Source organism: Marinobacter sp. NP-4(2019) (assembly GCF_003994855.1).
Taxonomy (GTDB): domain Bacteria; phylum Pseudomonadota; class Gammaproteobacteria; order Pseudomonadales; family Oleiphilaceae; genus Marinobacter.
In genome coordinates this window covers 3,576,816-3,600,540 of sequence record NZ_CP034142.1, presented here as the reverse complement: position 1 = coordinate 3,600,540, position 23,725 = coordinate 3,576,816, and the positions used below count along the sequence as shown (strand labels likewise).

General features: G+C 58.4%; 21 protein-coding genes. 9 read left to right on the top strand and 12 right to left on the bottom strand.

Annotated features, from left to right (window positions below; genetic code table 11):
* Position 1: 1 nt before the first annotated feature.
* The 3 genes from EHN06_RS16415 to EHN06_RS16405 are packed head-to-tail and all read right to left on the bottom strand — an operon-like array spanning position 2 to position 5,086.
* Positions 2-3,094 carry an efflux RND transporter permease subunit gene (locus EHN06_RS16415; protein ID WP_127333599.1) on the bottom strand — a complete coding sequence of 1,031 codons (3,093 nt, stop codon included), beginning with the start codon at positions 3,092-3,094 and terminating at the stop codon, positions 2-4.
* Positions 3,091-4,464, bottom strand: coding sequence for an efflux RND transporter periplasmic adaptor subunit (locus tag EHN06_RS16410; RefSeq protein ID WP_127333598.1), 1,374 nt, complete (start codon positions 4,462-4,464; stop codon positions 3,091-3,093). The genes EHN06_RS16415 and EHN06_RS16410 overlap by 4 nt, the downstream gene beginning before the upstream one ends.
* The gene (locus EHN06_RS16405) at positions 4,448-5,086 is read right to left on the bottom strand and encodes a TetR/AcrR family transcriptional regulator (RefSeq protein WP_127333597.1); all 639 of its coding nucleotides are present in this window, start codon (positions 5,084-5,086) and stop codon (positions 4,448-4,450) included. The genes EHN06_RS16410 and EHN06_RS16405 overlap by 17 nt, the downstream gene beginning before the upstream one ends.
* A gap of 175 nt (positions 5,087-5,261) precedes the next feature.
* Here EHN06_RS16405 and EHN06_RS16400 point away from each other — a divergent pair, with 175 nt between their 5' ends.
* Positions 5,262-5,465, top strand: coding sequence for a DUF2892 domain-containing protein (locus tag EHN06_RS16400; protein WP_127333596.1), 204 nt, complete (start codon positions 5,262-5,264; stop codon positions 5,463-5,465).
* Positions 5,466-5,570: 105 nt separating this feature from the next.
* Here the strand turns inward: EHN06_RS16400 and EHN06_RS16395 are convergent, their stop codons facing one another.
* The 9 genes from EHN06_RS16395 to EHN06_RS16355 all read right to left on the bottom strand — a co-directional run bounded on the left by EHN06_RS16395 (position 5,571) and on the right by EHN06_RS16355 (position 12,918).
* Positions 5,571-6,440: a phosphoserine aminotransferase gene (locus EHN06_RS16395; protein ID WP_127333595.1), complete on the bottom strand. Its 870-nt coding sequence runs from the start codon at positions 6,438-6,440 to the stop codon at positions 5,571-5,573.
* A complete protein-coding gene (serC, locus tag EHN06_RS16390) occupies positions 6,433-7,524 on the bottom strand; it encodes a 3-phosphoserine/phosphohydroxythreonine transaminase (RefSeq protein ID WP_127333594.1) in 1,092 nt (363 codons plus the stop codon). Before serC ends, EHN06_RS16395 begins: the two co-directional genes overlap by 8 nt.
* Complete coding sequence (locus tag EHN06_RS16385; RefSeq protein ID WP_127333593.1) at positions 7,524-8,030, bottom strand: urate hydroxylase PuuD; 507 nt, start codon at positions 8,028-8,030, stop codon at positions 7,524-7,526. Before EHN06_RS16385 ends, serC begins: the two co-directional genes overlap by 1 nt.
* A gap of 1 nt (position 8,031) precedes the next feature.
* On the bottom strand, positions 8,032-9,165 hold the full coding sequence (pqqE, locus tag EHN06_RS16380; protein WP_127333592.1) for a pyrroloquinoline quinone biosynthesis protein PqqE: 1,134 nt from the start codon (positions 9,163-9,165) through the stop codon (positions 8,032-8,034).
* Positions 9,134-9,427, bottom strand: a complete 294-nt coding sequence (gene pqqD, locus EHN06_RS16375) for a pyrroloquinoline quinone biosynthesis peptide chaperone PqqD (RefSeq protein ID WP_127333591.1) — start codon at positions 9,425-9,427, stop codon at positions 9,134-9,136. Before pqqD ends, pqqE begins: the two co-directional genes overlap by 32 nt.
* A 79-nt stretch (positions 9,428-9,506) precedes the next feature.
* Positions 9,507-9,581 (bottom strand): pyrroloquinoline quinone precursor peptide PqqA, encoded by a 75-nt coding sequence (gene pqqA, locus EHN06_RS21795; RefSeq protein ID WP_099617646.1) that lies wholly within the window; start codon positions 9,579-9,581, stop codon positions 9,507-9,509.
* Between the two features lie 227 nt (positions 9,582-9,808).
* Positions 9,809-10,300: a ubiquinone anaerobic biosynthesis accessory factor UbiT gene (gene ubiT / locus EHN06_RS16365; RefSeq protein ID WP_127333590.1), complete on the bottom strand. Its 492-nt coding sequence runs from the start codon at positions 10,298-10,300 to the stop codon at positions 9,809-9,811.
* Positions 10,301-10,368: 68 nt separating this feature from the next.
* Positions 10,369-11,028 carry a two-component system response regulator NarL gene (gene narL, locus EHN06_RS16360; protein ID WP_127333589.1) on the bottom strand — a complete coding sequence of 220 codons (660 nt, stop codon included), beginning with the start codon at positions 11,026-11,028 and terminating at the stop codon, positions 10,369-10,371.
* A gap of 36 nt (positions 11,029-11,064) precedes the next feature.
* The gene (locus tag EHN06_RS16355; protein ID WP_127333588.1) at positions 11,065-12,918 is read right to left on the bottom strand and encodes a histidine kinase; all 1,854 of its coding nucleotides are present in this window, start codon (positions 12,916-12,918) and stop codon (positions 11,065-11,067) included.
* 192 nt (positions 12,919-13,110) lie between these two features.
* Between EHN06_RS16355 and EHN06_RS16350 the strand changes: the two genes are divergently transcribed.
* The 8 genes from EHN06_RS16350 to EHN06_RS16315 all read left to right on the top strand — a co-directional run bounded on the left by EHN06_RS16350 (position 13,111) and on the right by EHN06_RS16315 (position 23,723).
* Entirely contained in the window at positions 13,111-14,379 is a 1,269-nt protein-coding gene (locus EHN06_RS16350; RefSeq protein ID WP_127333587.1) for an MFS transporter, read from the top strand.
* A 139-nt stretch (positions 14,380-14,518) separates the two neighbouring features.
* Positions 14,519-18,262 carry a nitrate reductase subunit alpha gene (locus EHN06_RS16345; protein ID WP_127333586.1) on the top strand — a complete coding sequence of 1,248 codons (3,744 nt, stop codon included), beginning with the start codon at positions 14,519-14,521 and terminating at the stop codon, positions 18,260-18,262.
* Positions 18,259-19,833, top strand: coding sequence for a nitrate reductase subunit beta (narH, locus tag EHN06_RS16340; protein ID WP_127333585.1), 1,575 nt, complete (start codon positions 18,259-18,261; stop codon positions 19,831-19,833). The genes EHN06_RS16345 and narH overlap by 4 nt, the downstream gene beginning before the upstream one ends.
* Before the next feature lie 10 nt (positions 19,834-19,843).
* Positions 19,844-20,584, top strand: coding sequence for a nitrate reductase molybdenum cofactor assembly chaperone (narJ, locus tag EHN06_RS16335; RefSeq protein WP_127333584.1), 741 nt, complete (start codon positions 19,844-19,846; stop codon positions 20,582-20,584).
* A gap of 23 nt (positions 20,585-20,607) precedes the next feature.
* A complete protein-coding gene (narI, locus tag EHN06_RS16330; protein WP_127334477.1) occupies positions 20,608-21,285 on the top strand; it encodes a respiratory nitrate reductase subunit gamma in 678 nt (225 codons plus the stop codon).
* A 168-nt stretch (positions 21,286-21,453) separates the two neighbouring features.
* Entirely contained in the window at positions 21,454-22,260 is an 807-nt protein-coding gene (locus EHN06_RS16325) for a peptidylprolyl isomerase (RefSeq protein WP_127333583.1), read from the top strand.
* A gap of 290 nt (positions 22,261-22,550) precedes the next feature.
* A complete protein-coding gene (locus tag EHN06_RS16320) occupies positions 22,551-23,300 on the top strand; it encodes a Crp/Fnr family transcriptional regulator (RefSeq protein WP_127333582.1) in 750 nt (249 codons plus the stop codon).
* A gap of 36 nt (positions 23,301-23,336) precedes the next feature.
* On the top strand, positions 23,337-23,723 hold the full coding sequence (locus EHN06_RS16315) for a putative zinc-binding protein (protein ID WP_127333581.1): 387 nt from the start codon (positions 23,337-23,339) through the stop codon (positions 23,721-23,723).
* The last annotated feature ends 2 nt before the right edge of the window (positions 23,724-23,725 follow it).

The following is a 23,725-nucleotide window of genomic DNA, read 5'->3' as shown; positions in this document are numbered from 1 at the left end:
TTCAAGGCTGTACGTCCCGGGCCCAGCCAAGATCGTCAAGAACCGCGTACAGTGCCGGCAGCGCCACCAGTATCACAACGGTGGATACCAGCAGGCCGAATACCACGGATATCACCAGTGGAATAACCGCCATGGCCTGGGTGCTGGTTTCAGCCAGCAGGGGCAACAGGCCGGCCACGGTGGTGCTGGTGGTGATCAGGATGGCCCGGAAGCGGGCCCGGCTGGCAGCACCGGCGGCTGCCCCGGCACTCATGCCCTGTTGCCGGTAGCTCTTGATGAACTGCACCAGCAAAATGGCGTTGTTAACCACAATACCCGCCAGAGAAGCCGCGCCGATCAGTGAGGGCATGGACAGGTTATAGCCCATGAGCAGGTGGCCCCAGACAGCTCCCATAAAGGCCACCGGAATCGCCAGCATGACAATGACCGGCTCCAGGTAGCTGCGGAACTGGAACGACAGGATCAGGAAGATCCCCAGCAGGCCGATCAACAGCCCACGGGCGATGGACTGGCCGGTTTCCTGCGAGCGGGCGGTCTGGCCTTCCACCTGCAGACTGATTTCTGGCCATCGATCACGAAGCTCCGGAAATGTCCGCTCCTGCAGGTCAGTGACAATGGCATCGGCATTGGCTTTTCGTCCGTTTACATCGGCCGACACGGTGACAGTGCGCAGGCCGTCAATGTGGGTAACCTGTGACCATTGCCGTTTCTCGGTGATGGTGGCCACTTCCTGCAACGGAACCATCTGGCCCTGATCTGTGGTGATTACGGTATCTTTCAGGAACTGACGGGTGTTGCGTTCAGCGCTGGCCTGGCGTACCAGGATCTCAATGTGCTGGTCGCCGACCTGGACTGTATCCACGATATCGCCCAGCAGGCCGGTGCGAATCTGGCTGGCGACTTCGGTGGCATTCAGGCCAAGGGAAAGGGCGCTGTCTTTCAGGGCCAGAATCCGCTGTGGCTTGCCGGGACGGAGATCATCCAGCACGTTGAACGTGCCCTTATAGCTGGCGATGTCCTCGCCCAGAAAACGGGCCGCGGCTTTTAGTTGGTCCAGATCGGCGCCCTGCAGGCGGATTTCGATGGGAATGCCGGCCGGACCGAAACCGGGTTCCTGGATGCTCAGGGCAATCAACCCCGGAATTTCGCCAATTTCCTGGTACCAGCGGTCGGTCAGGGTGGCCAGATCCACGGTGCGCCGCTCTGCGGTCAGCAAATCGGCCATGACGGTTGCCACATGGGCACCTTTCTCGCCAGCGCCGGCGTGCTCGTTGAAGCGAGTCTGAATGTTTTGTACCAGAGCCTCCTGGTCGGGCTGTGCCGGAGTGTATTCCTCATTGAGGCTGCGCATGGCCGAACTGATGCGGTCGGTAATGGCCCGCGTCTGGTGAAGGGGCGTGCCCTGGGGCATCAGTACCCGCGCTTCCAGCACATCGCCCTCAATCTCCGGCATGGCTTCCATACGCACCTGGCCGCCGGCCATCAGCCCTACAGAGCCAAGGATTATCAGTAGCATGGCCGCCAATACCATATAGCGGAAATGGATAGCTTTGTCCGCCAGTTGCCCGACTTTTTCACGAACCGTTTCAAAGCCGTTGTCGAACGCAGTGCGGAAGCGGGAAGGCGCTTGCTCGTGCTTTTTGTCCAGGCCACTTTTTAGGTGGTGGGGCAGTATCCAGAATGCTTCGATCAGTGAGGCCGCCAGGGCGGCAATCAGAACCACCGGCAGGACCTCCAGCACCGCCCCCAATTCCCCCGAAAGGAATGCCAGCGGGATGAACACGGAAACCGTGGTCAGAAACGACGACAGCACCCCGGGCAGGATTTGCTGCGTGCCTTTGACAGCAGCTTCCAGCGGGCTGCAACCCCGGGTTGAATTCTGGGCGATGTTGTCGGTGATCACCACCGAGTCGTCCATGACGATACCGATGGCCATGAGCAGCGCCACCAGGGTGATCATGTTCAGGGACAGCCCGGTGAGAGCCATCACCAAAAAGGCACCGGCAAAGGCAGAGGGCAGGCCGAACAGCGCCCAGAATGCAAGGCGGGGGCGGAAGAACAGGGCCATCACCAGGCCCACCAGAAGCAAGCCGGTGATGCCATTGCCCACCAGCATCTGCAAGCGGTCCCGCACGATGGAGGTCATGTCCTGGGTAATCTCCAGTTCCACAGTGCCACCACGGCGGGCCTTTTCTTCATCAACAAAGGCTTGTAGTGAATCCATTACCCGCAAGGCATCGTCGTGCCGGTTCTTGTGGATCTCCAGAATAATCGCCCGCTGGCCGTTGAATTCGACCCGTTCCTCTTCCCGTTCATGGGTTTCGGTAATGGTGGCGAGGTCGCCCAGGGTGAGCACCGCACCGGCTTCGCCGCCGATAATGGGGATCTTGGCCAGGGCTTGCAGTGAGCGCCGTTCATCCACAAACCGCAGCTGGATGTCCTGGCTATCAGTCTCAATGTTGCCCAGCGGCATGTTCAGGTTCTGGCTGGAGATGGCGCGGGCAATGTCGCGCACCCCCAGGCCGTACTGACGCAGCCGATCCCGGGAGACCTCAATGTGCCATTGGCGCTGGGACAGGCCAACGGGAATGACATCAGCCACGCCATCCATGGCGAAAAGCCGGTCTTCCAGTTCGCTGGTGTATGCCTCCAGGTGGGAAAAGCTCATGGGCCCGTAAACCGCGATGGCAGCTACCAGGCTGGTGCGGTAGAGCTCGCGGATAATCGGGTCTTCGGCTTCCTCGGGCAGGTCGGTCAGGGCTTCGATTTCGGTGCGGATATCATCCAGAAATCGGCCCATATCGCCCCGGGGCGCCATACTGGCAATGGCCTGGGCCTGATTGTCCCGCGCGATGCAGGAGATTTCCTCCATGTAGTCCACACGCTGCAATGCTTCACCCAGGCGCTGGCAAATGGCTTCTTCCACATCCGCTGCGGTGGCACCCCGGTATTCCACGGTAATACTGACTTCCGGCGGCAGATAGTCCGGGAATGTTTCCCGGTTCAGGTTGGGTGCGGCAAACAGACCCATCGCCAGAATCAGAATAAGCAGCAGGTTGCCCGCGGTAGGGTGGCCGGCAAACCAGCGGATCATGGCTGGTCTCCTGCGGCCCTTTTCTCCAGCCACTGACGGCTCTGTTCATCGGCCCGGGGGCTCAGTAGCATGCCCTCAATGGCGGGAATCAGGTCGTCCAGTATCAACCGGTTTCCAGGTTCCAGTCCGCTGCTGACCACAGCAAGCTCACCCTGTTGCCAGGCCAGGGTGACCGGTTGTCGTTGCAGGCGGTCATCGCCGTCGGCCAGATACACCTCACCCTGGTGAATGGCGCTGGCTGGCACCACCAGCACCGGCTCGGGCGTCGGTACAGTGATCGTCGCCTGAACAAACATGTTTCGTACCAGCGGTGGCCGGGCCGGTGGGTTGGCATCCCGGTATGGCTCTTCCACTGTGATGACTGCCTGAACGGTGCGGGTGGCTGGATCGAGACTGCCGGTCACGCGGGTCAGCTTGCCGGGCCAGTGACTGTCGGGTGCGCCGGTAGGCTGCACCCACACAGTCAGTGAATCCAGAGGCAGTTGCTTGTGAAAGTCGGTAAAGCCCTGGGCAGCCCGGTTGCTACCTGCCAGCTCAGGAACACCCGGTAACTGGAACAGCACGTTGCGAAGCTCGGATATCTTCAACTGCACGGTGGCTTCCGCTGCGGTGATATCGTCTGCCACAAACAGGGTCTGGCCGGGGTTCACCTGTTGGCCGGTTTCGATGTCGGATTGGTGAACCCGCAAATCCCAGGGAGCTTCGAACCGGGTATCTTCCAGGTCCTCCCGGGCGCTGGCCAGAGCGGATTCACTGCGGGCCAGGCGGGCGTTCAGGGTATCTTTGCGCACGGGAATCAGATTGAGCTGGTTTTTCAGGGACTGCACCGCCTGCTGTTGCTGCAGGGTGGCCCGCTGTTGTTCATCAAGCCGGGTTTCCGACAGGGCTCCACGATTCACCAGGGTCTTGGCCCGTTCCAGTTCCCGCTGGGCCAGGGCCAGCCGGCGGTTTTCCAGTGCCAGTAGCTCCCGCGTATTCTGCTGTTCCTGATCCAGTTGCCGCAGTTCCGCTTCGAGGCCGGCGATATCCGCTCTGGCCGAGGCCTCGGCCAGTTGATAACGGGTCGGGTCGATCTGCAGCAGGTGGGTGCCTGCAGGGATCAGGTTGCCGCTCTCCAGATCCGGATGCTTCCAGGTGATGCGGCCGCCCACGTTGGCCACAGCCTTCCAGCTCCGGGCTGGTAAAACCTGGCCATAACCACGGGCTTCGGTGCGGACAGTGAGAGGGGTGACTTCCAGGATTCTTGCCGGAGTTGCAGTTACCTCTTCCGTTGCGCGCTCTGGTGGCTGCTTCAGTTTCACCATCACTGTCACAAAGGCAATGCCGGCGATCAGCGCCAGGGCAAGGGTAAGTTTATTCTTCCCGGTCATGGGTGGTCTCCCGGAAGCTGGCGCTGAACAGTTTGAAAATGCGGGGCGCCGACTGCTCGATAGAGGCAATGTCACCACCCACCATGGCCTGTACCACCAGGCCCTGGATGGCTCCGATATAGAGCACTGCGGCGGCTTCGGTGTCGATGGACGGGCTGATGCATTGTTGTTCAATGCCCCGTTGCAGTAGCGAAATGACTTTCTGGCGGTAGAAGGCCAGGGTCTGGCGGATGATGCGCTTGGCGGGTTGGTTGCCGGGTTTCTGCAACTCTCCGAGCATCAGTCTGGGGATGCCCGGATGGCGGGCAATAAAACCGATATGTGCCAGAAACATGGCTTCCAGGGCTTTGTCTGCCTCTTCGTGCTGGTCTGCAACACTGAAGACCCGCTCTGCCAGTTGGCCGGCTACCCAGCCAGCTACTGACTCCCACAGGCTGCTCTTGTTGGGGAAGTGCTTGAAAAGAGCTCCTTGAGACACTCCCACCTTTTGAGCAATGCGGGCGGTGGTCAGGCTGGATGGGTCCTGCTCTCCGCACAGATGCACCACAGCCTCAATAGTAGCGGACTGGCGTTGCTCGGTGCTTTGGTAGGCCCGTTTCCCGGGCTCTGGGGTGGTTGCCATCGGTGCCTCACAGAAGAAAGTAATTAATTACTTTATTCTGGTTGCTGGAGTGCGAGTTTGCAACCTGAGCGTCATTCATTTGAACTCTTGCGGGTAAATATGATTCAGGTCATGGCAGGGTGAGGTATATGCGTCAATGATATAGCCATATTTGACGAAAAAAGGGGGTGGCGAGGTGACAATCAATGAAGGTCTTCGCCTGATGGCTGGTGTGCTCACGCTGGTATCCATTCTGCTGGCCCACTATGTAAGTCCCTACTGGCTTTTCTTTACCGGCTTCATAGCCGTTAACCTGATCCAGTCCGCCTTCACCAAATGGTGCCCGGCCATGGTGATACTCCGGAAACTGGGCCTCAAGGAAGAAAAGCCGGTCGCTTAATCCTTTTCATGCGTCAGTGGCTTCCTGCCAGGCCGGCACTCATCGGAATGCCGCATCTTCGGGCTGGTATTTCATCCCTTCGGTCAGTTGCATGAGCGGTTCGGGTCACAGGGTGAGTTTCCAGCCAATGTCAGGCCCCTCAAATACCAGTGCATTATGCAGCTGTACCAATTCCGCACCGGCATTGAGCCGGTCCAGGTAGTCCTGTCGCGAAAGCACACCGCCGTTGGTCAGTAACGCTGATGCCCCTTTGAGATGGCGTTGGCAGGCCTCGATGGCACGGCAGGTGACGGCCTGGAGTTCAGGGGCCTGCCATTGGCGGTAACGGACATTGGTGACCGGTTTGCCAAAATCAAAGCTGATCAGGATGCCATCGACGTTCTGGCAGGAGAGGTAGGGCACAAGGTTGCAGACATCTTCATTCCCCGGTTTCACCTGCAGCTTGTAAACAATGGGGCGGAATTTCCGGGTTCTTCTTTCCAGTGCCTGCTGGGCTTCCCGCAATCGGAGCAGGTTGGCGTGGAGCTGCCGGAAGGGAACTGGCTGCTGGAGCCAGCCAGGAGCCATGGTCAGGTAATCCGCCGTAAGCCAGGCCTTTTCTAGCAGATGAATGAGTTGCCCGGTTTCCTGCTCTGGCGATACGGGGGCTGTTGCCGCCAGTCGGACTCCCAGCCGGGTATCCAGTAATACATCGGGGTGGTGGGCAGGCAGGTCGTTCGGCCAGTTCTCGCGCGTCCAGCTGCCCAGTTCAATGGCACCAAATCCCAGGTTGCCGGCACTTCGGCCCAGTTCTCCGGAACGATCAAATCCCGCGGCAATGCCCAGGCGATTGGGGAATGCCAGCCCCATGCAGTTGATGGGGGATGCGTGCTGCGCCAGACGTTTCCAGTCGGGCAGGGGGTTGCGGGCATGGTTGCAGGCCCTCAGGAAAGCCCGTTCCCGGGCATTGGTGGGGTTGGTAACAAGGCTACCCATGGCGCTGGCGGAACTGGTTCATGAAGGAGGCCAGGGCGGCCACTGCGGCGTCTGGCTGGGCGTTATAGAGGCTGGCACGGAGCCCTCCGGCGTGGCTGTGCCCGGCCAGGTTGGCCAGCCCCGATGCGTGAGCCTCGGAAAGGAACCGTTGCTGTTGCCGTTGATCCCTGATGCCAAAACACACGTTCATGATGGAGCGGTACTCTGGGGTCACCGGGCAGTAAAAGAAGTCGTCTTGGTCGATGATGCGATAGATCGTCTGGCTCTGGGCAATATTGCGGGTCTGGATAGCCTTGACGCCACCCTGTTCTTCCAGCCAGTCAAGCATCAGGTGGACCAGGTAAATGCCGAACATCAGGGGTGTGTTAATTCGATTCTGGCGTTCAATCTGTGCCTGATAGTTGAATACCGTCGGGGTTTCCGGTCGAGCCTGTCCCAATAAATCCTCCCGGATGATAGCGATAACCAGTCCGGTGGGGCCCAGGTTCTTCTGGGCACCGGCGTAGATCATGCCATAGCGTTCGATTTCAACGGGGCGTGACAGAAATTCTGACGTCATATCCGCAATCAGCGGAGTGTCACCGCAATCCGGGTCTCCGGGAAACTGAACCCCATTTGCAGTCTCGTTGGGCGTTATGTGGCAATAGTGTAGGTTTTCATCCAGTGCCCATTCAGAACTCGTTGGTACACGGTCAAACCCGCTGCCCCGAGTGCTGGCGACCACTTGAATACGGCCATACCGGCGCCCCTCCTCAATTGCCCTTGCCGACCAGTGGCCAGTCTCAACATAGCCGGCGGTAGCCGTTGGCGGCAGTAGATTCAAGGGAACCAGTGAGAACTGGGCTGATGCACCTCCTTGCAGAAACACCACCTGATAGTGGTCGGGCACCGCCAGTGTCGCCTTGACCTGATGCCGGGTGGTGTCCACTAAAGCCTTGAACTCATCGCCGGTGAATGGGGCTTCCAGTAGCGAATACCCCAGTCCCTGCCAGTCGACCAGGCTTGCCCGCGCCCGCTCCAGTACCTCTGGCGGCAAGGTGGCGGGCCCCGCGGCGAAGTTATAGGTTTGTCCCGTGCAGCCCATCAGAACAGCGCCAGCCCATGGCTTCCGGCCGCCATAAAGAAAATCAGCGGGAAAGAGAGAATGGTGTTGGTCCGGGATGATAAAAATGTGATTCGTGAACAGCGGATGCGCTCTGCGGCCGGTGCCGGCACAAAACCCAGTACTTTCTTCTGATGTGGCCAGAGCACGAACCAGAGATTCAGCGCCATGATGATACCGATCCAGGCCCCGATACCGATTACCGCATGGTGGCCCTGAAGCATCAGGGCGTCATCAAGAATGCCACGGTGCCAGAGCATCAGGGCACCAGAGGCCAGCACTACCAGGGATGCATACCGGAAGGTACCGTGTTCCTGGCGCATACGTCGGGTCAGGTCGGAGGAGCGTTCGCTCCCCTCATCAGGATCAATACGCAAGGGAACGAACCTCGGGGTCTTGACCACATTGGCGTAGTTATGGCCGATCCAGATCAACGCAAACACGATGTGGAGCCAGCGCAGGGCGATGTCCATCAATGTCCAGCTCATCTCACACCTCCGTTGGTACCCAGCCCACATCGCGGGCGATCAGCTTGTCGTGATCCTGCTTTGTGGCAAGTGCTTTGGTCACGGCATCCTGGACGATGTGGTGATGGGGCGACTTGCTGCAGGCAGGATCCGCATTGGCGGCGTCGCCGGTCAGCAGCATGGCTTGGCAGCGGCAGCCGCCGAAATCCTGCTCTTTCTCGGAGCAGCTGCGGCAGGGCTCCTTCATCCAGCTGTCTCCCCGATACAGGTTGAAACTCTCGGACTTGTGCCAGATCCAGCCTAGGTCATGATCGCGCACATTGGGAAAGTCGAGGCCGGGCAGGGAGCGCGCTTGCGAACAGGGCAGCACCACGCCATCCGGAGCGATGGTCAGGTGGATACTGCCCCAGCCATTCATGCACGCCTTGGGCCGGCCTTCGTAGTAGTCGGGGATGACAAAGAAAATCGTCATCCGGTCACCGAGCTTCCTGCGAGCCTCGGCAACCTGGGCCTCGGCCGTTTCCAGCGCTTCCCGGGTGGGCATCAGTTGGTCCCGGTTCACCAGGGCCCAGTTGTAGTACTGCACATTGGCCAGTTCCAGGTATTCAACGCCGATGTCGGTGGCCAGATCGATGATGTCCGGCACCTGGTGGATGTTCAGACTGGAGATTGGAACGTTCAGGACCATCGGAAAACTGAGCGCTTTAATCTCCCGCGCCATGTTGATTTTCCTGTCGTAGCAGTCAACACCGGCAAGCCAGTGGGCCGTTTTCGGATCGCTTGACTGGAACCCGAGCTGGATATGACGAAGGCCGGCTTTTTTCAGGTTCTCCAGCCGCTTACGGGTAAGGCCGATGCCGGAGGTGATCAGGTTGGTGTAATACCCCAGGTCGTTGGCTTCGGCGACCAGTTCTTCCAGATCCTTGCGTAAGGTGGGCTCGCCACCCGAGAAACCGATCTGCATGGCGCCCATTTCGCGGGCATTATGGATCACCGCTTTCCATTCGGCGGTTGTCAGCTCGTCGTCATGGGCGTCAAGATCGGTTGGGTTGCTGCAGAATGCGCACTTGAGAGGGCACTTGTAGGTCAGCTCCAGAAGCAGCCATACCGGGTTGCCCCGACCATCAAGATTGAGGTTGGATCCAGCCTTTGCCATGGCACACCTCCAGAAACTGGTGAACGCGAGGTTCAATGAATTCGGGTTGTTCGCAGAACAGTTCGGACAATTGGAGGACGATGTCGTCCACCGTGTTCTCCCCGTTGCAGCGGGTGAGGATCTCGCCGGCAGTGGCGTTCAGTTTGACGATGCCCTCGGGGTACATCAGCACGTGGGCCTGCTGGGATTCCTCCCACCGGAACATGAACACCGGGGCGATGCGGAACCGGGACAGGCTGTTGTGATTGTTTGAGTCAGCCATGGGTGCCTCACAGTTTGAAGGGCCACATTCGGTAACTGTTCCCGCAGCAGGGACTGCTTGCGGGAACAGAGTGGGACGATCAGCGAACGTAAACGTAGGCTGTTACCTCAAAGCCCAGTCTCAGGTCTTTGAAATCCGGGTCGGTCCACTTCATGGTAATCTCCAGTATTTGTAATGAATGTTTATGGCCGATGATGTCTCCGGCCATATTCACTGTAGGACTCATCAAACTGGTCGATAAATGGTACCTTTGGGCTAATTTTCTGGCGCTTTGGTATCGAATATCCAGATTTTTGACATAACGGGCCGACCGGTGCGGAAAGCGCTATGTCGGACGCTCGCAATAGATTTATTTTAATTGATTGTTATCAAGAGGCTGTTTCAGCTGGGTAGAAGGCGACAGATAGTGAAATCCCACTCCAGGCTATCCAGCAGATTTTTCAGTCCCAGACCAAGCTCTGTGTCCCCTTCGATCACCAGTCGCCGCTGAAAGAAGAGTTGATCCGGGTCCTGCCGGCGCTCTGCCAGCGTTTTGAATGCACTCAGGGAGCCTCGAATAGTGGCTTCACCCGGGCCATCGAGAATGCGCAGTCGACCGGCCCAGAAGCCGATGGTGATACCAGGTTGCCCGCCGGTTGCTTCCAATCGGATTCGGCGCCCTTCGAAATCATCGAATTCTCCATCAATGATGGCGGCCGCAAATAGTTGGTTAAGGGGCGCCTCAGCGACAAGCTGCTTGAAAGGTAGCGGAGTACGGCGGTCTATGGCTGCAAGCACAGGGGATGGCGAGGGAATGCACTCCCTGAGAACCGCCAGGGATTGGTCGAGAAGGGGGCTTTTCAGCGCTGAAAGGGAAGGGAGGGGGAAGGCCATGTTGTACTCCGGGCGGTTTCAGACGCGCCCAGAGTAATGGAAACCATGTTGCGATGATTTGATATAACTCAGCCTTTGTGCAGGCCTTCCTCCACCGCCCACACGGCCACTTCCACGCGGGAGCGCAGGTTCAGTTTCTTCAGCAGGTGCTTGACGTGCACCTTCACCGTGCCATCACTGATGTCCAGCTTGCGGCCAATCATCTTGTTGGACAGGCCTTCGGCAATCAGTCGCAGGATGTCTTTTTCCCGTGGCGTCAGGCTGTCGAAGTCCGGCCGGGAGGAAGGCTGAGATTTCTGTGAACGCAGGGCCTCGGCCAGCAGGGTTGTAAGCCGGTCGCTGATGACCATTTTGCCAACCGCTGCCTGATGCAGCCGCTGAATCATGTCTTCCGGCTCCATGTCCTTCAGCAGGTAGCCGTCGGCGCCAGCGCGCAGGGCCGCAACCACGTCATCTTCGTGATCGGATACCGTGAACATGACAATGCGGGAGCTGATGCTCTGTTCCCTGAGTGTCTTCAGAGCTTCAATACCGTTAATTTCCGGCATGTTCAGATCCATAAGAATCAGGTCCGGTTCAAGGTCTGTGGCCAGACGAATGCCGTCAGTGGCGTTGCTGGCTTCACCGACAACCTGCATGTCGTCTTCCATTTCGATCAGTTGTTTGATGCCCTGACGCAGCAGCGGATGGTCATCAATGAGCAGGATGCTTGCGGGTGTTTCAGCCATGAACTCTCTCTCTGTCTCTGATTCTGTTTCTTGATCTTAGCTGTTTGATGCCTGGGATGTTATCAGGTGTCGGCTTTTCGGTACGAAACTCAATGAAACTTCCACACCGCGAGTCTCCCGATTTTGTATGCTGACCTTGCCACCCAGCGTTCGAGCGCGATCCTGCATGATGATCAGACCATAGTGCTGCATGGGCTGGTCGCCTCCGGGCAGGCCCTTGCCGTCGTCCAGTATTCTGACTCGTACCCGTGGAGATTCAAAGAGAACCTGAACGACAATGTGGGTCGCCTCGGCGTGCTTGACGGCATTGGCAAGGCCTTCCCTGACAATTTGCAAGGTGTGGATTTCTTCATTTGGCGACAGGGTGTGTGGTGGCAGATTGTATTCCAGCTTCACGGGGTGTCCCAGCCGGTCTGAAAACTCATCAACGGTTTGTTTGAGGGCGGTAGCCAGATCAGGAGTGTCGAGCTTAAGGCGAAACGTGGTCAGCAACTCCCGCAATTGTCGGTACGCGCTATTCAACCCGGTACTCAGCTCTTCAAGAATGCTGCTGTGCAGGGTTTCCTGTTCGCCGGTAATATCCAGCCGGCGCAGTCGTGCCACCTGCATTTTCAGGTAGGAGAGTGACTGGGCCAGGGAATCATGCAGCTCCCGGGCAATAACCGTGCGTTCTTCTGCCAGAGTCAGCTGTTGTTCCTCAGTGATTTGCCGTTCCAGGAAGATGGCGGTGGCGAGCTGGTCACTCAGGGTTTCCAGCAGGCGCCGGGACGTTTCTGAAAGCCCTTGTCGGGCGGGATACCAAACCTCCAGGGTGCCCAGTAATTGTCCCGGGGTACGAATGGGCAGCAGCAATCTTCGGCCGTCGTTGTCTTCCGATGGCAGCTCGTCAAACACCTCCGGGGTGACCAGGCAGGCATCGCAATGATGATCCTTGCAATAGAACGGTCGTTCGCTCGTGGAGGTGGTAATGGCTTCCACTGGCTCGCTGGAATTCTTGTCATGGAGGAACAGTCGTATGGGGCCGATGCCCAGCAGGTGCTCCAGTTCCTGAAGCATGGGGATCGCGCCACTGCACAAGTCATGGCTGGCAAACAGCGAACGACTTGCAGAGTGAAGCAGTTCCAGGGCTGCGTGGCTCTTTTCCAGTTCCCGGGTTTTGTCCCGTGCCTCTTTCTCAAGTTCGCGATAACTGAGTGCCAGCTCACTGGTCATCTGGTCAAAGGCGGTGCCGAGACGTGAAAGCTCGTCAGACCCCGCCAGGTTCGCCTTGCGGGTAAAATCTTTCTCGCCGACCGCGACCGCAATGTCCACCAGTTTTCTGAGAGGTCTCAGCACCCGGCTCTTCAGATCAAGGAACAGTCCGATAATAATCAGTACGGAGAACACCAGGCTGATAACCTGGATCAGGTGCAGTAGATCAATCCGGGCTTCGGTGCGAGCCTCCAGCATGCTGACCAGCTCGTCCACGGTAACCACATAGTTTTCGGTAGCAGTGAACAGACTGCCCGGCAGGCTACCGTTGACGGCATGGGCCTCAAGAGCAGGGCGCAGAGCCTGGTTCCAGGTGGCAAGAACCTTATCGTACTGTTGAGCGAGCGGGTGGTCTGAGGCTTCGGGGATCGCCTGACTGAAAATCGCGTTCTCAAGCCGCTGCTCGTACGCTTCAATCTGGGCACTGATGTCCTGTCCGTCACTCTGGCTATCGTCAGCGGCACTTGCCAGTAACCTGAAAGCTCCCATGCGCAGCGAGCCGGCCAGGTTGATGGCGGTGGCGTTACCTTCGATGCTTTTCGAAACTGCCAATGTCACGCCCATGCTCACCACCGCCGTAAGAACGATGGCTCCAACAACAATGGCGATGCGGTTAACCAGGGGGCTTTTTGATTTCATGGGTGCAGTGCAGCGGCCGTTTTTTGGATAACGCTATTCTGACTCAGGGCCGATCCCGAGTATACCTACTTGAGGATAGTCATTTACCCCGATAGTCGATCACCCATCATAGTCTTTGACCCTTTGCGGGACAAAACACGACACTGAAAGTCAGCTTTCAATCAGGTCAGCCGGCCATTGATGGGCAATGCCATGGATACTGAATCCTATAAAGATGAGGATAACCTGACGTCATTGGCGGTTGTACTTCCGCTCGCCCTGGCCGGGTTTGTTGTGGCTGCGGGGTGCTGGACGTTGTTTGCCGTGGCCGGTGTGCATGTCAGGAACTCCCTGAACCTGAGCGACATGCAGTTTGGTTTGTTGCTGGCCATGCCGATGGCGGTAGGGGCTTGTCTGGCCGTACCCGCCGGCCTGTTGGCGCAGCGATTGGGCGCCAGGCGCGTGATGATTGCCTGCCTTGGTGGGTTGGCAGTGTGCATGGTGCTGATTCTGACCGTTCGGTCTTTTGCCGGTTATCTTCTGGCCTCGGCCGGTCTTGGCCTGGCAGCAGGGTTTTACAGTGCTGGCCTTCAATTTGTAACCAGGCATTGCCCGCCTGATCGTATCGGCCTTGTGCTGGGGATATTCGGTGCCGGAGTCACCGGAGCCGGGTTTAACTACTACCTGGTTCCGTTGGTTCATCAGGCATTCGACTGGCAGGGTGTGCCGCTGGCCTACCTCGCGGTACTTCTTCTCGTTCTCGCCTTGTTGCTGCTACTGACCGACGACGTCAACTCCATGGATGATCCTCCGGCAGCGACCTCGGTCGGGCAGTTACTGTCGCGTTTGCGCACGTTGCGGATGTGGCAGCTGTGCCTGTATTTCGGTGTTGTGGCCGGGAGCTTTTTCACGCTGGCCCTCTGGCTACCCGATTATCTGTCATCCCGGTTTGTACTCACAGTGGAAAGTGGTGCAAAGCTGGCTCTTTGGTTTGTCATCCCCGGGGCACTGGCCCAGATTGCGGGCGGCGGTTTGTCAGACCGGTTCGGAACCGCCCGGGTGATTGTCCGTTCGCTGGCAGTGTGTCTGACCGTTTTGTTCATACTTTCCTACCCACCCATGACACTCTTCATTCAGGGGGTTGAGCAAACCATCGAGGTTAAGCTGGCAATCCCATTGTATCTGGAGCGGGTGTTTGTCTTGTTGTTGGGCATTGCTCTGGGGTGCGCCATGGGAGCCATACAGCGGATGATGGTGGCGGAAAATCACGACGGTGCCGCCTTCGCTGCAGGGATGCTGTTGGTGAGTGCCTGCTCGGTGGCGTTCCTTTTGCCCCTGCTATTCGGGGCTGTTAACCAGTGGGTCGGGGTTCGCAGCGCCGTATTCATGATTCTGTTTCTGCTGTTCGCGGGCTGCCTGTTCCTGTTTGCACGCGGCCATCGCCGTAGTGAGCGTGACGCCTTACTCCATACCGGTATATAGGCGTTATACCCCCGGGGTGGTAGAGGCGGGTTATGAGGTAGTAACCACGCAGATTTCAGGGTCTTTCTCCCACACAATGGTCTCAAATCGGAGCTGCATCAGAACAGTGATCCGGCAGACGGGCAGATGGAGAGAGACCATGAGTCATTTGATCGACAAACTGAATTACTTCAGGAAGAAGCGCGAGCCGTTCTCGAACGGCCACGGCGAAACCCACGACGTCAGTCGCGAGTGGGAAGATAGCTACCGCCAGCGCTGGCAGCACGACAAGATCGTGCGTTCTACCCATGGTGTTAACTGCACCGGTTCCTGTAGCTGGAAAATCTACGTAAAGAACGGTTTGGTCACCTGGGAAACCCAGCAGACCGACTACCCCCGTACCCGCCCGGATCTGCCCAATCACGAGCCCCGCGGCTGCCCCCGTGGTGCCAGTTATTCCTGGTACATGTACAGCGCCAACCGCCTGAAGTACCCGCTGATGCGCAAGAGCCTCATCAAGCTCTGGCGGGCGGCAAAGGCTGAACACAAAGATCCGGTCAAAGCCTGGGCCTCTATTGTTGAAGATCCCCTGAAGACTGCCGAATACAAGCCGCGCCGTGGTATGGGTGGGTTTGTCCGTGCCAACTGGGACGAAGTCAATGAACTGATCGGTGCCGCCAACGTTTACACCGCCAAGGAAGTCGGTCCTGACCGTATCATCGGCTTCTCTCCGATTCCGGCCATGTCGATGGTGTCGTATGCGTCAGGTGCCCGCTATCTGTCGATGATTGGTGGTGTCTGCCTGAGTTTCTACGACTGGTACTGCGACCTGCCGCCGGCCTCCCCGCAAACCTGGGGGGAGCAGACCGACGTGCCGGAATCCGCCGACTGGTATAACTCCGGCTATATCATCGCCTGGGGCTCTAACGTACCCCAGACCCGTACCCCGGATGCCCACTTTTTTACCGAAGTGCGTTACAAGGGCACCAAGACTGTTGCCATTACCCCGGACTACGCCGAAGTTTCCAAGCTCTCCGACGAGTGGATGAATCCGAAGCAGGGCACCGATGCGGCCCTGGGTATGGCGATGGGCCACGTAATTCTTAAAGAATTCCACGTCGACAAGCCCAGCGAATATTTCACCGACTACGTACGCCGCTACACCGACATGCCATACCTGGTCATGCTGGAGCAACGTGACGACGGTCGCTATGTGCCGGGACGTTTTCTGCGCGCCAGTGATCTGGTGGATGGTCTCGGGGAAGAGAACAACCCCGAGTGGAAAACCATCGCCATCGACGAGAACACCAACCAGCTGACTGCGCCCAATGGCTCCATCGGGTACCGCTGGGGTGAGAAGGGTAAGTGGAACCTGAAGCAGACCGCGAGCAGCAGCGATGTGGAGCTGCAGCTGTCCATGGTCGAGAAGCACGATGAAGTGGTGGACGTTGCCTTCCCCTATTTTGGTGGTATCGAACACGATCACTTCCAGCACGTGGAAATCAGCGACACCCTGACCCACAAGCTCGGCAGCCGCAAAGTGCAACTGGCTGACGGCAGCGAAGGCCGCGTGGTCACCGTATTCGATCTGATGGTCGCCAACTATGGCATCAGTCGCGGCCTGGGCGACGATGACGGCGCGACCTCTTACGATGAAGTGAAGCCTTATACCCCGGCCTGGCAGGAAAAGATCACCGGCGTACCCGCCGACAAGGTGATCCGTATTGCCCGAGAGTTCGCTGACAACGCGGACAAGACCAAGGGGCGCTCCATGGTCATCGTCGGTGCCGGTATGAACCACTGGTACCACATGGACATGAACTACCGCGGCCTGATCAACATGTTGATCATGTGTGGCTGTATTGGTCAGAGCGGTGGCGGCTGGGCCCACTATGTCGGCCAGGAAAAGCTTCGCCCACAGACCGGTTGGCAGCCACTGGCCTTCGGCCTGGACTGGCAGCGTCCGCCGCGTCACATGAACGGTACCTCGTTCTTCTACGCCCACACCGGTCAGTGGCGATACGAGAAGCTGGGGGTTGATGAGATTCTGTCCCCGCTGGCGGACAAGTCAAAATTTGGCGGTAGCCTGATTGACTACAATGTGCGTGCCGAGCGTATGGGCTGGTTGCCGTCAGCGCCGCAACTGAATCGCAACCCCCTGGGTATTGCCGCGGAAGCGGAAAAGGCGGGCATGGAGGTGTCCGATTATGTGGCCCAATCCCTGAAAGATGGCTCCCTGGCCTTTGCCAGTGAAGATCCGGAAGCGCCGGAAAACCATCCGCGTAACATGTTCATCTGGCGCTCCAACCTGCTGGGCTCCTCCGGTAAGGGGCATGAATACATGTTGAAGTACCTGCTCGGTACGACCAACGGGGTCCAAGGCAAGGACCTGGGTAAGGAAGGGGGCGTCAAGCCGCAAGAGGTCAAATGGCACGAGGAAGCGCCGGAAGGCAAGCTCGACCTGCTGGTGACCCTGGACTTCCGTATGTCCACCACCTGCCTGTATTCCGACATCGTTCTGCCGACGGCCACCTGGTACGAGAAGAACGACCTGAATACATCCGATATGCATCCGTTCATCCACCCGCTGACGGCCGCTACTGACCCTGCCTGGGAAGCCCGCAGCGACTGGGAGATCTACAAGGGCATTGCCAAATCCTTCTCCAAAGCTGCTGAAGGCCACCTGGGCCTGGAGAAAGACGTGGTCACCTTGCCATTGCTGCACGATGCGCCAGCCGAGCTGGGCCAACCCTTTGATGTAAAGGATTGGAAGCGCGGTGAATGCGACCTGATTCCGGGCAAAACCGCGCCCAACTTCATTACCGTTGAGCGTGACTACCCGAACACCTATGCGCGCTTTACCTCGCTCGGTCCGTTGATGGATAAATTGGGCAATGGCGGCAAAGGCATCAACTGGAACACCGAGAAGGAAGTGACTTTCCTCGGTGACCTGAATCACAAACATCATGAGGGCGCCAACGCTGGCCGTCCGAAGATTGAAAGTGCCATTGATGCGGCGGAAGTCATCCTTTCCCTGGCGCCGGAAACCAATGGTCAGGTGGCAGTAAAGGCGTGGGCGGCTCTGTCCGAATTTACAGGTCTGGACCACACCCATCTGGCGAAGAACAAGGAAGAGGAAAAAATCCGCTTCCGGGATGTTGTGTCGCAACCGCGCAAGATCATCTCCAGCCCCACATGGTCTGGCCTGGAAGACGAGCATGTGTCCTACAACGCGGGCTACACCAACGTCCACGAACTGATCCCCTGGCGCACTCTGACCGGTCGTCAGCAGTTCTACCAGGACCACGAGTGGATGCGCGCCTTCGGCGAGAGTCTGCTGGTGTACCGTCCGCCCATCAACACCAAGGCAGCAGCGCCGATGCTGGGTAAGAGCACCAACGGCAATCCGGAGAAAGCGCTGAACTGGATCACCCCGCACCAGAAATGGGGGATCCATAGCACCTACAGCGACAACCTGCTGATGCTGACCCTGTCCCGCGGCGGTCCGATAGTGTGGCTGAGTGAAGACGATGCCCGGGACATCGGTGTGGAAGACAACGACTGGATTGAACTGTTCAACGCCAACGGCGCCATTGCGGCCCGGGCGGTGGTCAGCCAGCGGGTCATGCCGGGCATGGTGATGATGTACCACGCCCAGGAGCGGATCGTGAATGTGCCTGGCTCCGAAGTGACCGGCACCCGCGGCGGTATCCACAACTCGGTCACCCGGGTCTGCCCGAAACCGACCCATATGATCGGCGGCTACGCCCAGTATTCCTACGGCTTCAACTACTACGGCACCGTGGGTTCCAACCGCGACGAGTTCGTGGTCGTGCGCAAGATGCACAACGTCGACTGGCTCGACGGTGAAGGCAATGACACTGTTCAGGAGGCTGTAAAATGAAAATCCGTTCCCAAGTCGGCATGGTGCTGAACCTGGACAAGTGCATTGGTTGCCACACCTGTTCCGTCACCTGCAAAAATGTATGGACCAGCCGTGAAGGCATGGAATACGCCTGGTTTAACAACGTCGAGACCAAGCCCGGTATTGGTTATCCCAAAGAATGGGAGAATCAGGACAAGTGGAAGGGCGGCTGGATGCGCGACAGCTCCGGCAAGATCCGCCCCCGCATCGGTGGCCGTTTCCGGGTACTGGCGAATATCTTCGCCAACCCGGACCTGCCGGAAATCGATGACTACTACGAGCCGTTTGATTTCGATTACCAACATCTGCATAACGCACCGGACAGCAAGCATCAGCCTGTGGCCCGGCCCCGTTCGCTGATCTCCGGTCAACGCATGAAGAAGATCGAATGGGGGCCCAACTGGGAAGAAATTCTGGGCACCGAATTCGCCAAGCGCCGTAAGGACAAGAACTTCGACCAGGTGCAGGCCGATATCTACGGCCAGTTCGAAAACACCTTCATGATGTACCTGCCGCGCCTGTGCGAGCACTGCCTGAACCCCGCCTGTGTGGCCAGCTGCCCCAGCGGCGCCATCTACAAGCGGGAAGAAGACGGCATTGTGCTGATCGACCAGGACAAGTGCCGTGGCTGGCGGATGTGTGTGTCCGGCTGCCCCTACAAGAAGATCTACTTCAACTGGAAAACCGGCAAGTCCGAGAAGTGCATTTTCTGTTACCCGCGTATCGAAGCCGGCATGCCGACTGTGTGCTCCGAGACCTGCGTAGGCCGCATTCGATACCTGGGCGTGCTGCTGTATGACGCCGACCGCATCGAGGAAGTGGCCAGCGCCCCGGGGGAGCATGAGCTGTACGAGAAGCAACTGGAGATCTTCCTGGATCCGAACGACCCGAAAGTGATCGAACAGGCGCGCAAAGACGGCATACCTATGAACGTGATTGAGGCCGCCCAGCAAAGCCCGGTGTACAAGATGGCGGTGGACTGGAAGCTGGCCCTGCCGCTGCACCCGGAATACCGCACCCTGCCGATGGTCTGGTACGTGCCGCCACTGAGCCCGATCCAGTCTGCGGCGGAAGCCGGCAAGGTCGAATTCGACGGCGTACTGCCGAAGATCGAAAGCCTGCGGATTCCGGTGAAGTACCTGGCCAACCTGCTCACCGCCGGTGACGAGAAACCCATCGTCCGCGCACTCAAGCGGATCATGGCTATGCGTCTGTACAAGCGGGCAGAAACCGTGGAAGGCAAGGAAGACCTGCGGGCATTGCAGGAAGCAGGACTGACCAAGGCCCAGGCCGACGAAATGTACCGCTACCTGGCCATTGCCAACTACGAGGATCGCTTTGTGATCCCCACCAGCCATCGCGAACTGGCGAAGGAGGCGTTCCCTGACGCCACCGCTTACGGCGAGCGCAATGGCTGCGGCTTCAGCTTTGGCGACGGCTGCAACGGCGACAGCGAATTCAGCATGTTTGGTGGCCGCAAGCAGACCACCAGCATGGTCCAGAAACTGTCTACCGTGAAGCAGGTAGATCCGAAGCAGCTGCAGGAATAGGGAGGCCATCATGCAAATACTGAAAGTCCTGGCAAGGCTGCTGGAATACCCCACCGCCGAGTTACAGGAATCCAGGGACGTGCTGGTAGGCGCTGTCCTCGAAGACAACCGCCTGCCGCGCAAACACAAAGCGCAGCTGCTGCGTTGTGTCGAGCTGGTCTGTGATCAGGATCTGCTGGATATACAGGAAAACTACGTGGGTACCTTCGACAAAGGCAGGGCGACGTCCCTGCTGTTGTTCGAGCACGTGCATGGCGAGTCCCGTGACCGGGGCCAGGCCATGGTGGACCTGATGGAACAGTACCGTGCCAGCGGCCTGGAAATCGATGCCAAGGAACTGCCGGATTACCTCCCGCTGTTCTTGGAGTACCTGTCCACCCGCCCCTGGGAGGAGATCAAAAACTGGCTGGAAGATATCCACCACATCCTGGGATTGCTGGGTGAACGACTCTACCAGCGCGAAAGTCTCTACCACGTGGTGATGGATTCCCTACTGGAACTGTCCGGCCGCCAGACCAATCGCCAGGAACTGGCACAGATTGTAGCCGCCGAGGAACGCGACGACACCCCGGAAGCCCTGGACAAGGTCTGGGAAGAGGAAATGGTGAAATTTGTGGATGACCAGGGCAGTTCCTGCAGTAGCGGTGGCGTCGTTGGACAGCGCCGCCGCGAACTGGAGCAGACTCAGACCATCCACCTCAGTGATCAGCTGATGACGGATGCAACCCCCCGGCGGGCAGGGAGCGCCTGACGGCGCAGGAGGAAATAACGATGATGTCCTATCTCAACACACTGATTTTCGGAATCTACCCCTACGTGGCCATCACCATCATGGTGTTTGGCACCTGGGCACGCTACGACCAGGGGCAATTTACCTGGAAGGCTCATTCCAGCCAGATGCTGCGTAAGAAGAACATGGTCATGGCCAGTGGGCTCTTCCATGTGGGCGTACTGGTGATCTTCTTCGGTCACCTGGTAGGGCTGCTGACACCGCACTGGGCCTATGACTGGCTGATGACCCCGGGCCAGAAACAGGTCATGGCCATCGTGGTTGGCGGCATTGCTGGCGTGATGGCCCTGATTGGCGGGGCCATGCTGGCCTGGCGCCGGCTGACCGATCCACGGGTGCAGGCAAGCAGTTCCTTTGCGGACAACATGATCATCGTCATTCTGGTAATCCAACTGGTCCTCGGCCTGGCAACCATATTGCCAACCATGGGGCACCTTGATGGCGGCACCATGCTCAAGTTTGCAGCCTGGGCACAGGGAATCCTGACCCTACAGGGCGGCGTGGCTGACTACATCGCCGACGTGCACTGGATCTACAAGACCCACATCTTCCTGGGCCTGACCATCTTCGTGCTGTTCCCGTTCACCCGGTTGGTTCACATGTTGAGTGTGCCGGTGGAGTATTTCGGACGGAAGTACCAGGTGGTGCGCAAGCGGGCTTAGGGAAAAATAACCCCCTCTCCCCTGCCCCCTCTCCCGCGAGGGGAGAGGGGGAAACACCGAGTATGTCTCTGGCTTGCGGCATGGGTTGTGTAACTCCCCTCTCCCCTCGCGGGAGAGGGGCCGGGGGAGAGGGGGGGGCCAAAGAACACAAATCCGGAGACTGATACCATGCAACTCATCCCCGTCGGCGAAGCCGAAAAACCCAGAAACCAGTTCCCGCCGGTCTACGTGGGCGACACCCTCATCCACGAAGACGACATCGCCCGGGAACTGCAACACCACCCGGCCGAAGAAGTCGCCGAAGCCTGGCATGAAGCCGCCAAAAGCCTCGTCATCCGCGAACTCCTCCTGCAACAGGCCAGCCGCCTGCAACTGGACGACATCGCCGACGAAGAAGACCGCATCGCCCGCGTCCTCGAACAGGAACTTGACGTTCCCGACCCCGGCGAACGGGACTGCGAACGCTTCTATGCCGCCAACCCAGACCGATTCCGCAGCCCGACCCTGATGGCCGTCAGCCACATCCTCCTCGCTGCTGCCCCGGACGACGTCCAGGAACGCATCCGCCAGGAAGAAGCCGGCCGACAACTGCTGTCCTCCCTGCTCGACGGCCGCGCCCAATTCGCAGAACTGGCGAAACAATACTCTGCCTGCGAATCCCGCCACCAGGGCGGCAGCCTCGGCCAGATCAGCAAAGGCCAGACCGTGGAAGAGTTTGAACGCCCCGTTCTGTCCCTCCAGGAAGGCCTCAACCCGGAACTGATCGAAAGTCGCTACGGCTGGCACATCGTTCGCATCGACCAGCGAATAGACGGCGAACAGTTGCCCTACGAACACGTCAAGCCGCAGATACGACAGTACCTGAGCGAAAGCGTCACCCGGCGGGCGCTCCGTCAATACCTGCAGGTTCTGGCTGCAGAAACCGGTGTGGAGGGTGTTGACCTGGAATTACCCGATTCACCCCTGATGCAATAGAAGGGAAAATTACTCCCAAGTGGGGGAGGCCGGCGGGGATCTCCTTTCCAAAACTGTGCGGAGCCATGGATGGCGGAGCCCAAGCGCCCCATGGATGGGCTTGAGCGTGTTTTGGAAAGGAGATCCTCGCCGGCCTGTGCTCCCTAAGCAAAATTCCCCCTTCTTTGAGGTAAATCAATTACTCAGAAAGAACCCACCAACTACCCCCAACGGGGGAGCGATTTCCCCCTCTAGCCCCACTACCATAAAAGCCAGATATGAAATGCATTATTAATGCAGAGGCAAACATCATGGCACTATTACAATCCGCCGAAACACGATACAGCAAACCGGTCCTGGTCGCGGTGAACAAAGCGTTCAACGAAGACGACCGATTGGCTCCCATGCGCCAACATGCGCTGTTCTCATCGCTGAGCGATGCAGACCTCACTGCACTGATGCAACAGTCCAGACGCCTGCGCCTTGGTCATCATCAACTGCTGTACCGTCAGGACATGCCGGCCCACCATTTCTTCTTCGTGATCTCCGGCCGGCTTCGCCTGTATCGCCTGGATGCCTCCGGCATAGACCGCACACTGGAAAGTATTGCCCCCGGCGACTGCTTTGCCGAAGTCATGATCTACGCCGACCCGGCAAAATACGCCTGTTACGCCGAAGCACTCAAATCCAGCGAAGTGCTGATGATCCCCGTCAAGGCATACCAGGAACTGCTGGAGAGAAAGCCCGAATACACCCAGTCAGCGCTTCGCCACTATGCCAGGCGCGCCGTCTCCCGCTTCCACGACCTGGAAATCATGACCGTGCAGAGCGCTCGGGACCGACTCATACGGTACCTGATTGACCTGTTACCTGAAGGCTCCAGCGAAGGCGGTGAAGTAGAGTTGCCGTTGCCTAAATGCCTGGTGGCATCACGCCTGGCCATGCAGCCGGAAACCTTCTCCCGGATTCTGGCAGATCTGAAATCCAACGGACTGGTCCGGGTCAATCGCAGCCGCCTGTTTATTTCGGACCCCAGCCGGCTGATTCAGATCAGCCAGTAAATTTCCGGGGCTATACAGCCCATAGGTGGAGGGACCATGAAACCCAGAAAACTGCGGCCGTTGATCTATGCCTGTTCCGGGTGTTCCGACGTGGCTCAGCTCGCCAACAATGCTGCTGTCAGGCTCGATCATGACGGCGAATTCGAAATGTCCTGTATCTCCGGCGTTGGCGGAAAAGTTCCCGCACTGGTCAAAACCGCGCGCTCCGGACGCCCGATGGTAGTGATTGATGGATGTCCGCTCCATTGTGCACGAGAGTGCCTGACAAACGTCGGGGTTACTCCGGATGACCATGTCCGCCTGTACGACTTTGGCTTCAAAAAACACTATGGCCAGAGCTACGGCGAAGACTCCGTGGACGAGGTTTGCCAGATGGTTCTCGAGCGCCGTCACCAGCTTCGACTCATTAATGATCAGGACTGACC

Coding starts and splice junctions, on each gene's coding strand:
- EHN06_RS16415 (WP_127333599.1), bottom strand. CDS start 3,094: ATGATCCGCTGGTTTGCCGGCCACCCTACCGCGGGCAACCTGCTGCTT.
- EHN06_RS16410 (WP_127333598.1), bottom strand. CDS start 4,464: ATGACCGGGAAGAATAAACTTACCCTTGCCCTGGCGCTGATCGCCGGC.
- EHN06_RS16405 (WP_127333597.1), bottom strand. CDS start 5,086: ATGGCAACCACCCCAGAGCCCGGGAAACGGGCCTACCAAAGCACCGAG.
- EHN06_RS16395 (WP_127333595.1), bottom strand. CDS start 6,440: ATGGGTAGCCTTGTTACCAACCCCACCAATGCCCGGGAACGGGCTTTC.
- serC (WP_127333594.1), bottom strand. CDS start 7,524: ATGGGCTGCACGGGACAAACCTATAACTTCGCCGCGGGGCCCGCCACC.
- EHN06_RS16385 (WP_127333593.1), bottom strand. CDS start 8,030: ATGAGCTGGACATTGATGGACATCGCCCTGCGCTGGCTCCACATCGTG.
- pqqE (WP_127333592.1), bottom strand. CDS start 9,165: ATGGCAAAGGCTGGATCCAACCTCAATCTTGATGGTCGGGGCAACCCG.
- pqqD (WP_127333591.1), bottom strand. CDS start 9,427: ATGGCTGACTCAAACAATCACAACAGCCTGTCCCGGTTCCGCATCGCC.
- ubiT (WP_127333590.1), bottom strand. CDS start 10,300: ATGGCCTTCCCCCTCCCTTCCCTTTCAGCGCTGAAAAGCCCCCTTCTC.
- narL (WP_127333589.1), bottom strand. CDS start 11,028: ATGGCTGAAACACCCGCAAGCATCCTGCTCATTGATGACCATCCGCTG.
- EHN06_RS16355 (WP_127333588.1), bottom strand. CDS start 12,918: ATGAAATCAAAAAGCCCCCTGGTTAACCGCATCGCCATTGTTGTTGGA.
- EHN06_RS16350 (WP_127333587.1), top strand. CDS start 13,111: ATGGATACTGAATCCTATAAAGATGAGGATAACCTGACGTCATTGGCG.
- EHN06_RS16345 (WP_127333586.1), top strand. CDS start 14,519: ATGAGTCATTTGATCGACAAACTGAATTACTTCAGGAAGAAGCGCGAG.
- narH (WP_127333585.1), top strand. CDS start 18,259: ATGAAAATCCGTTCCCAAGTCGGCATGGTGCTGAACCTGGACAAGTGC.
- narJ (WP_127333584.1), top strand. CDS start 19,844: ATGCAAATACTGAAAGTCCTGGCAAGGCTGCTGGAATACCCCACCGCC.
- narI (WP_127334477.1), top strand. CDS start 20,608: ATGTCCTATCTCAACACACTGATTTTCGGAATCTACCCCTACGTGGCC.
- EHN06_RS16325 (WP_127333583.1), top strand. CDS start 21,454: ATGCAACTCATCCCCGTCGGCGAAGCCGAAAAACCCAGAAACCAGTTC.
- EHN06_RS16320 (WP_127333582.1), top strand. CDS start 22,551: ATGGCACTATTACAATCCGCCGAAACACGATACAGCAAACCGGTCCTG.
- EHN06_RS16315 (WP_127333581.1), top strand. CDS start 23,337: ATGAAACCCAGAAAACTGCGGCCGTTGATCTATGCCTGTTCCGGGTGT.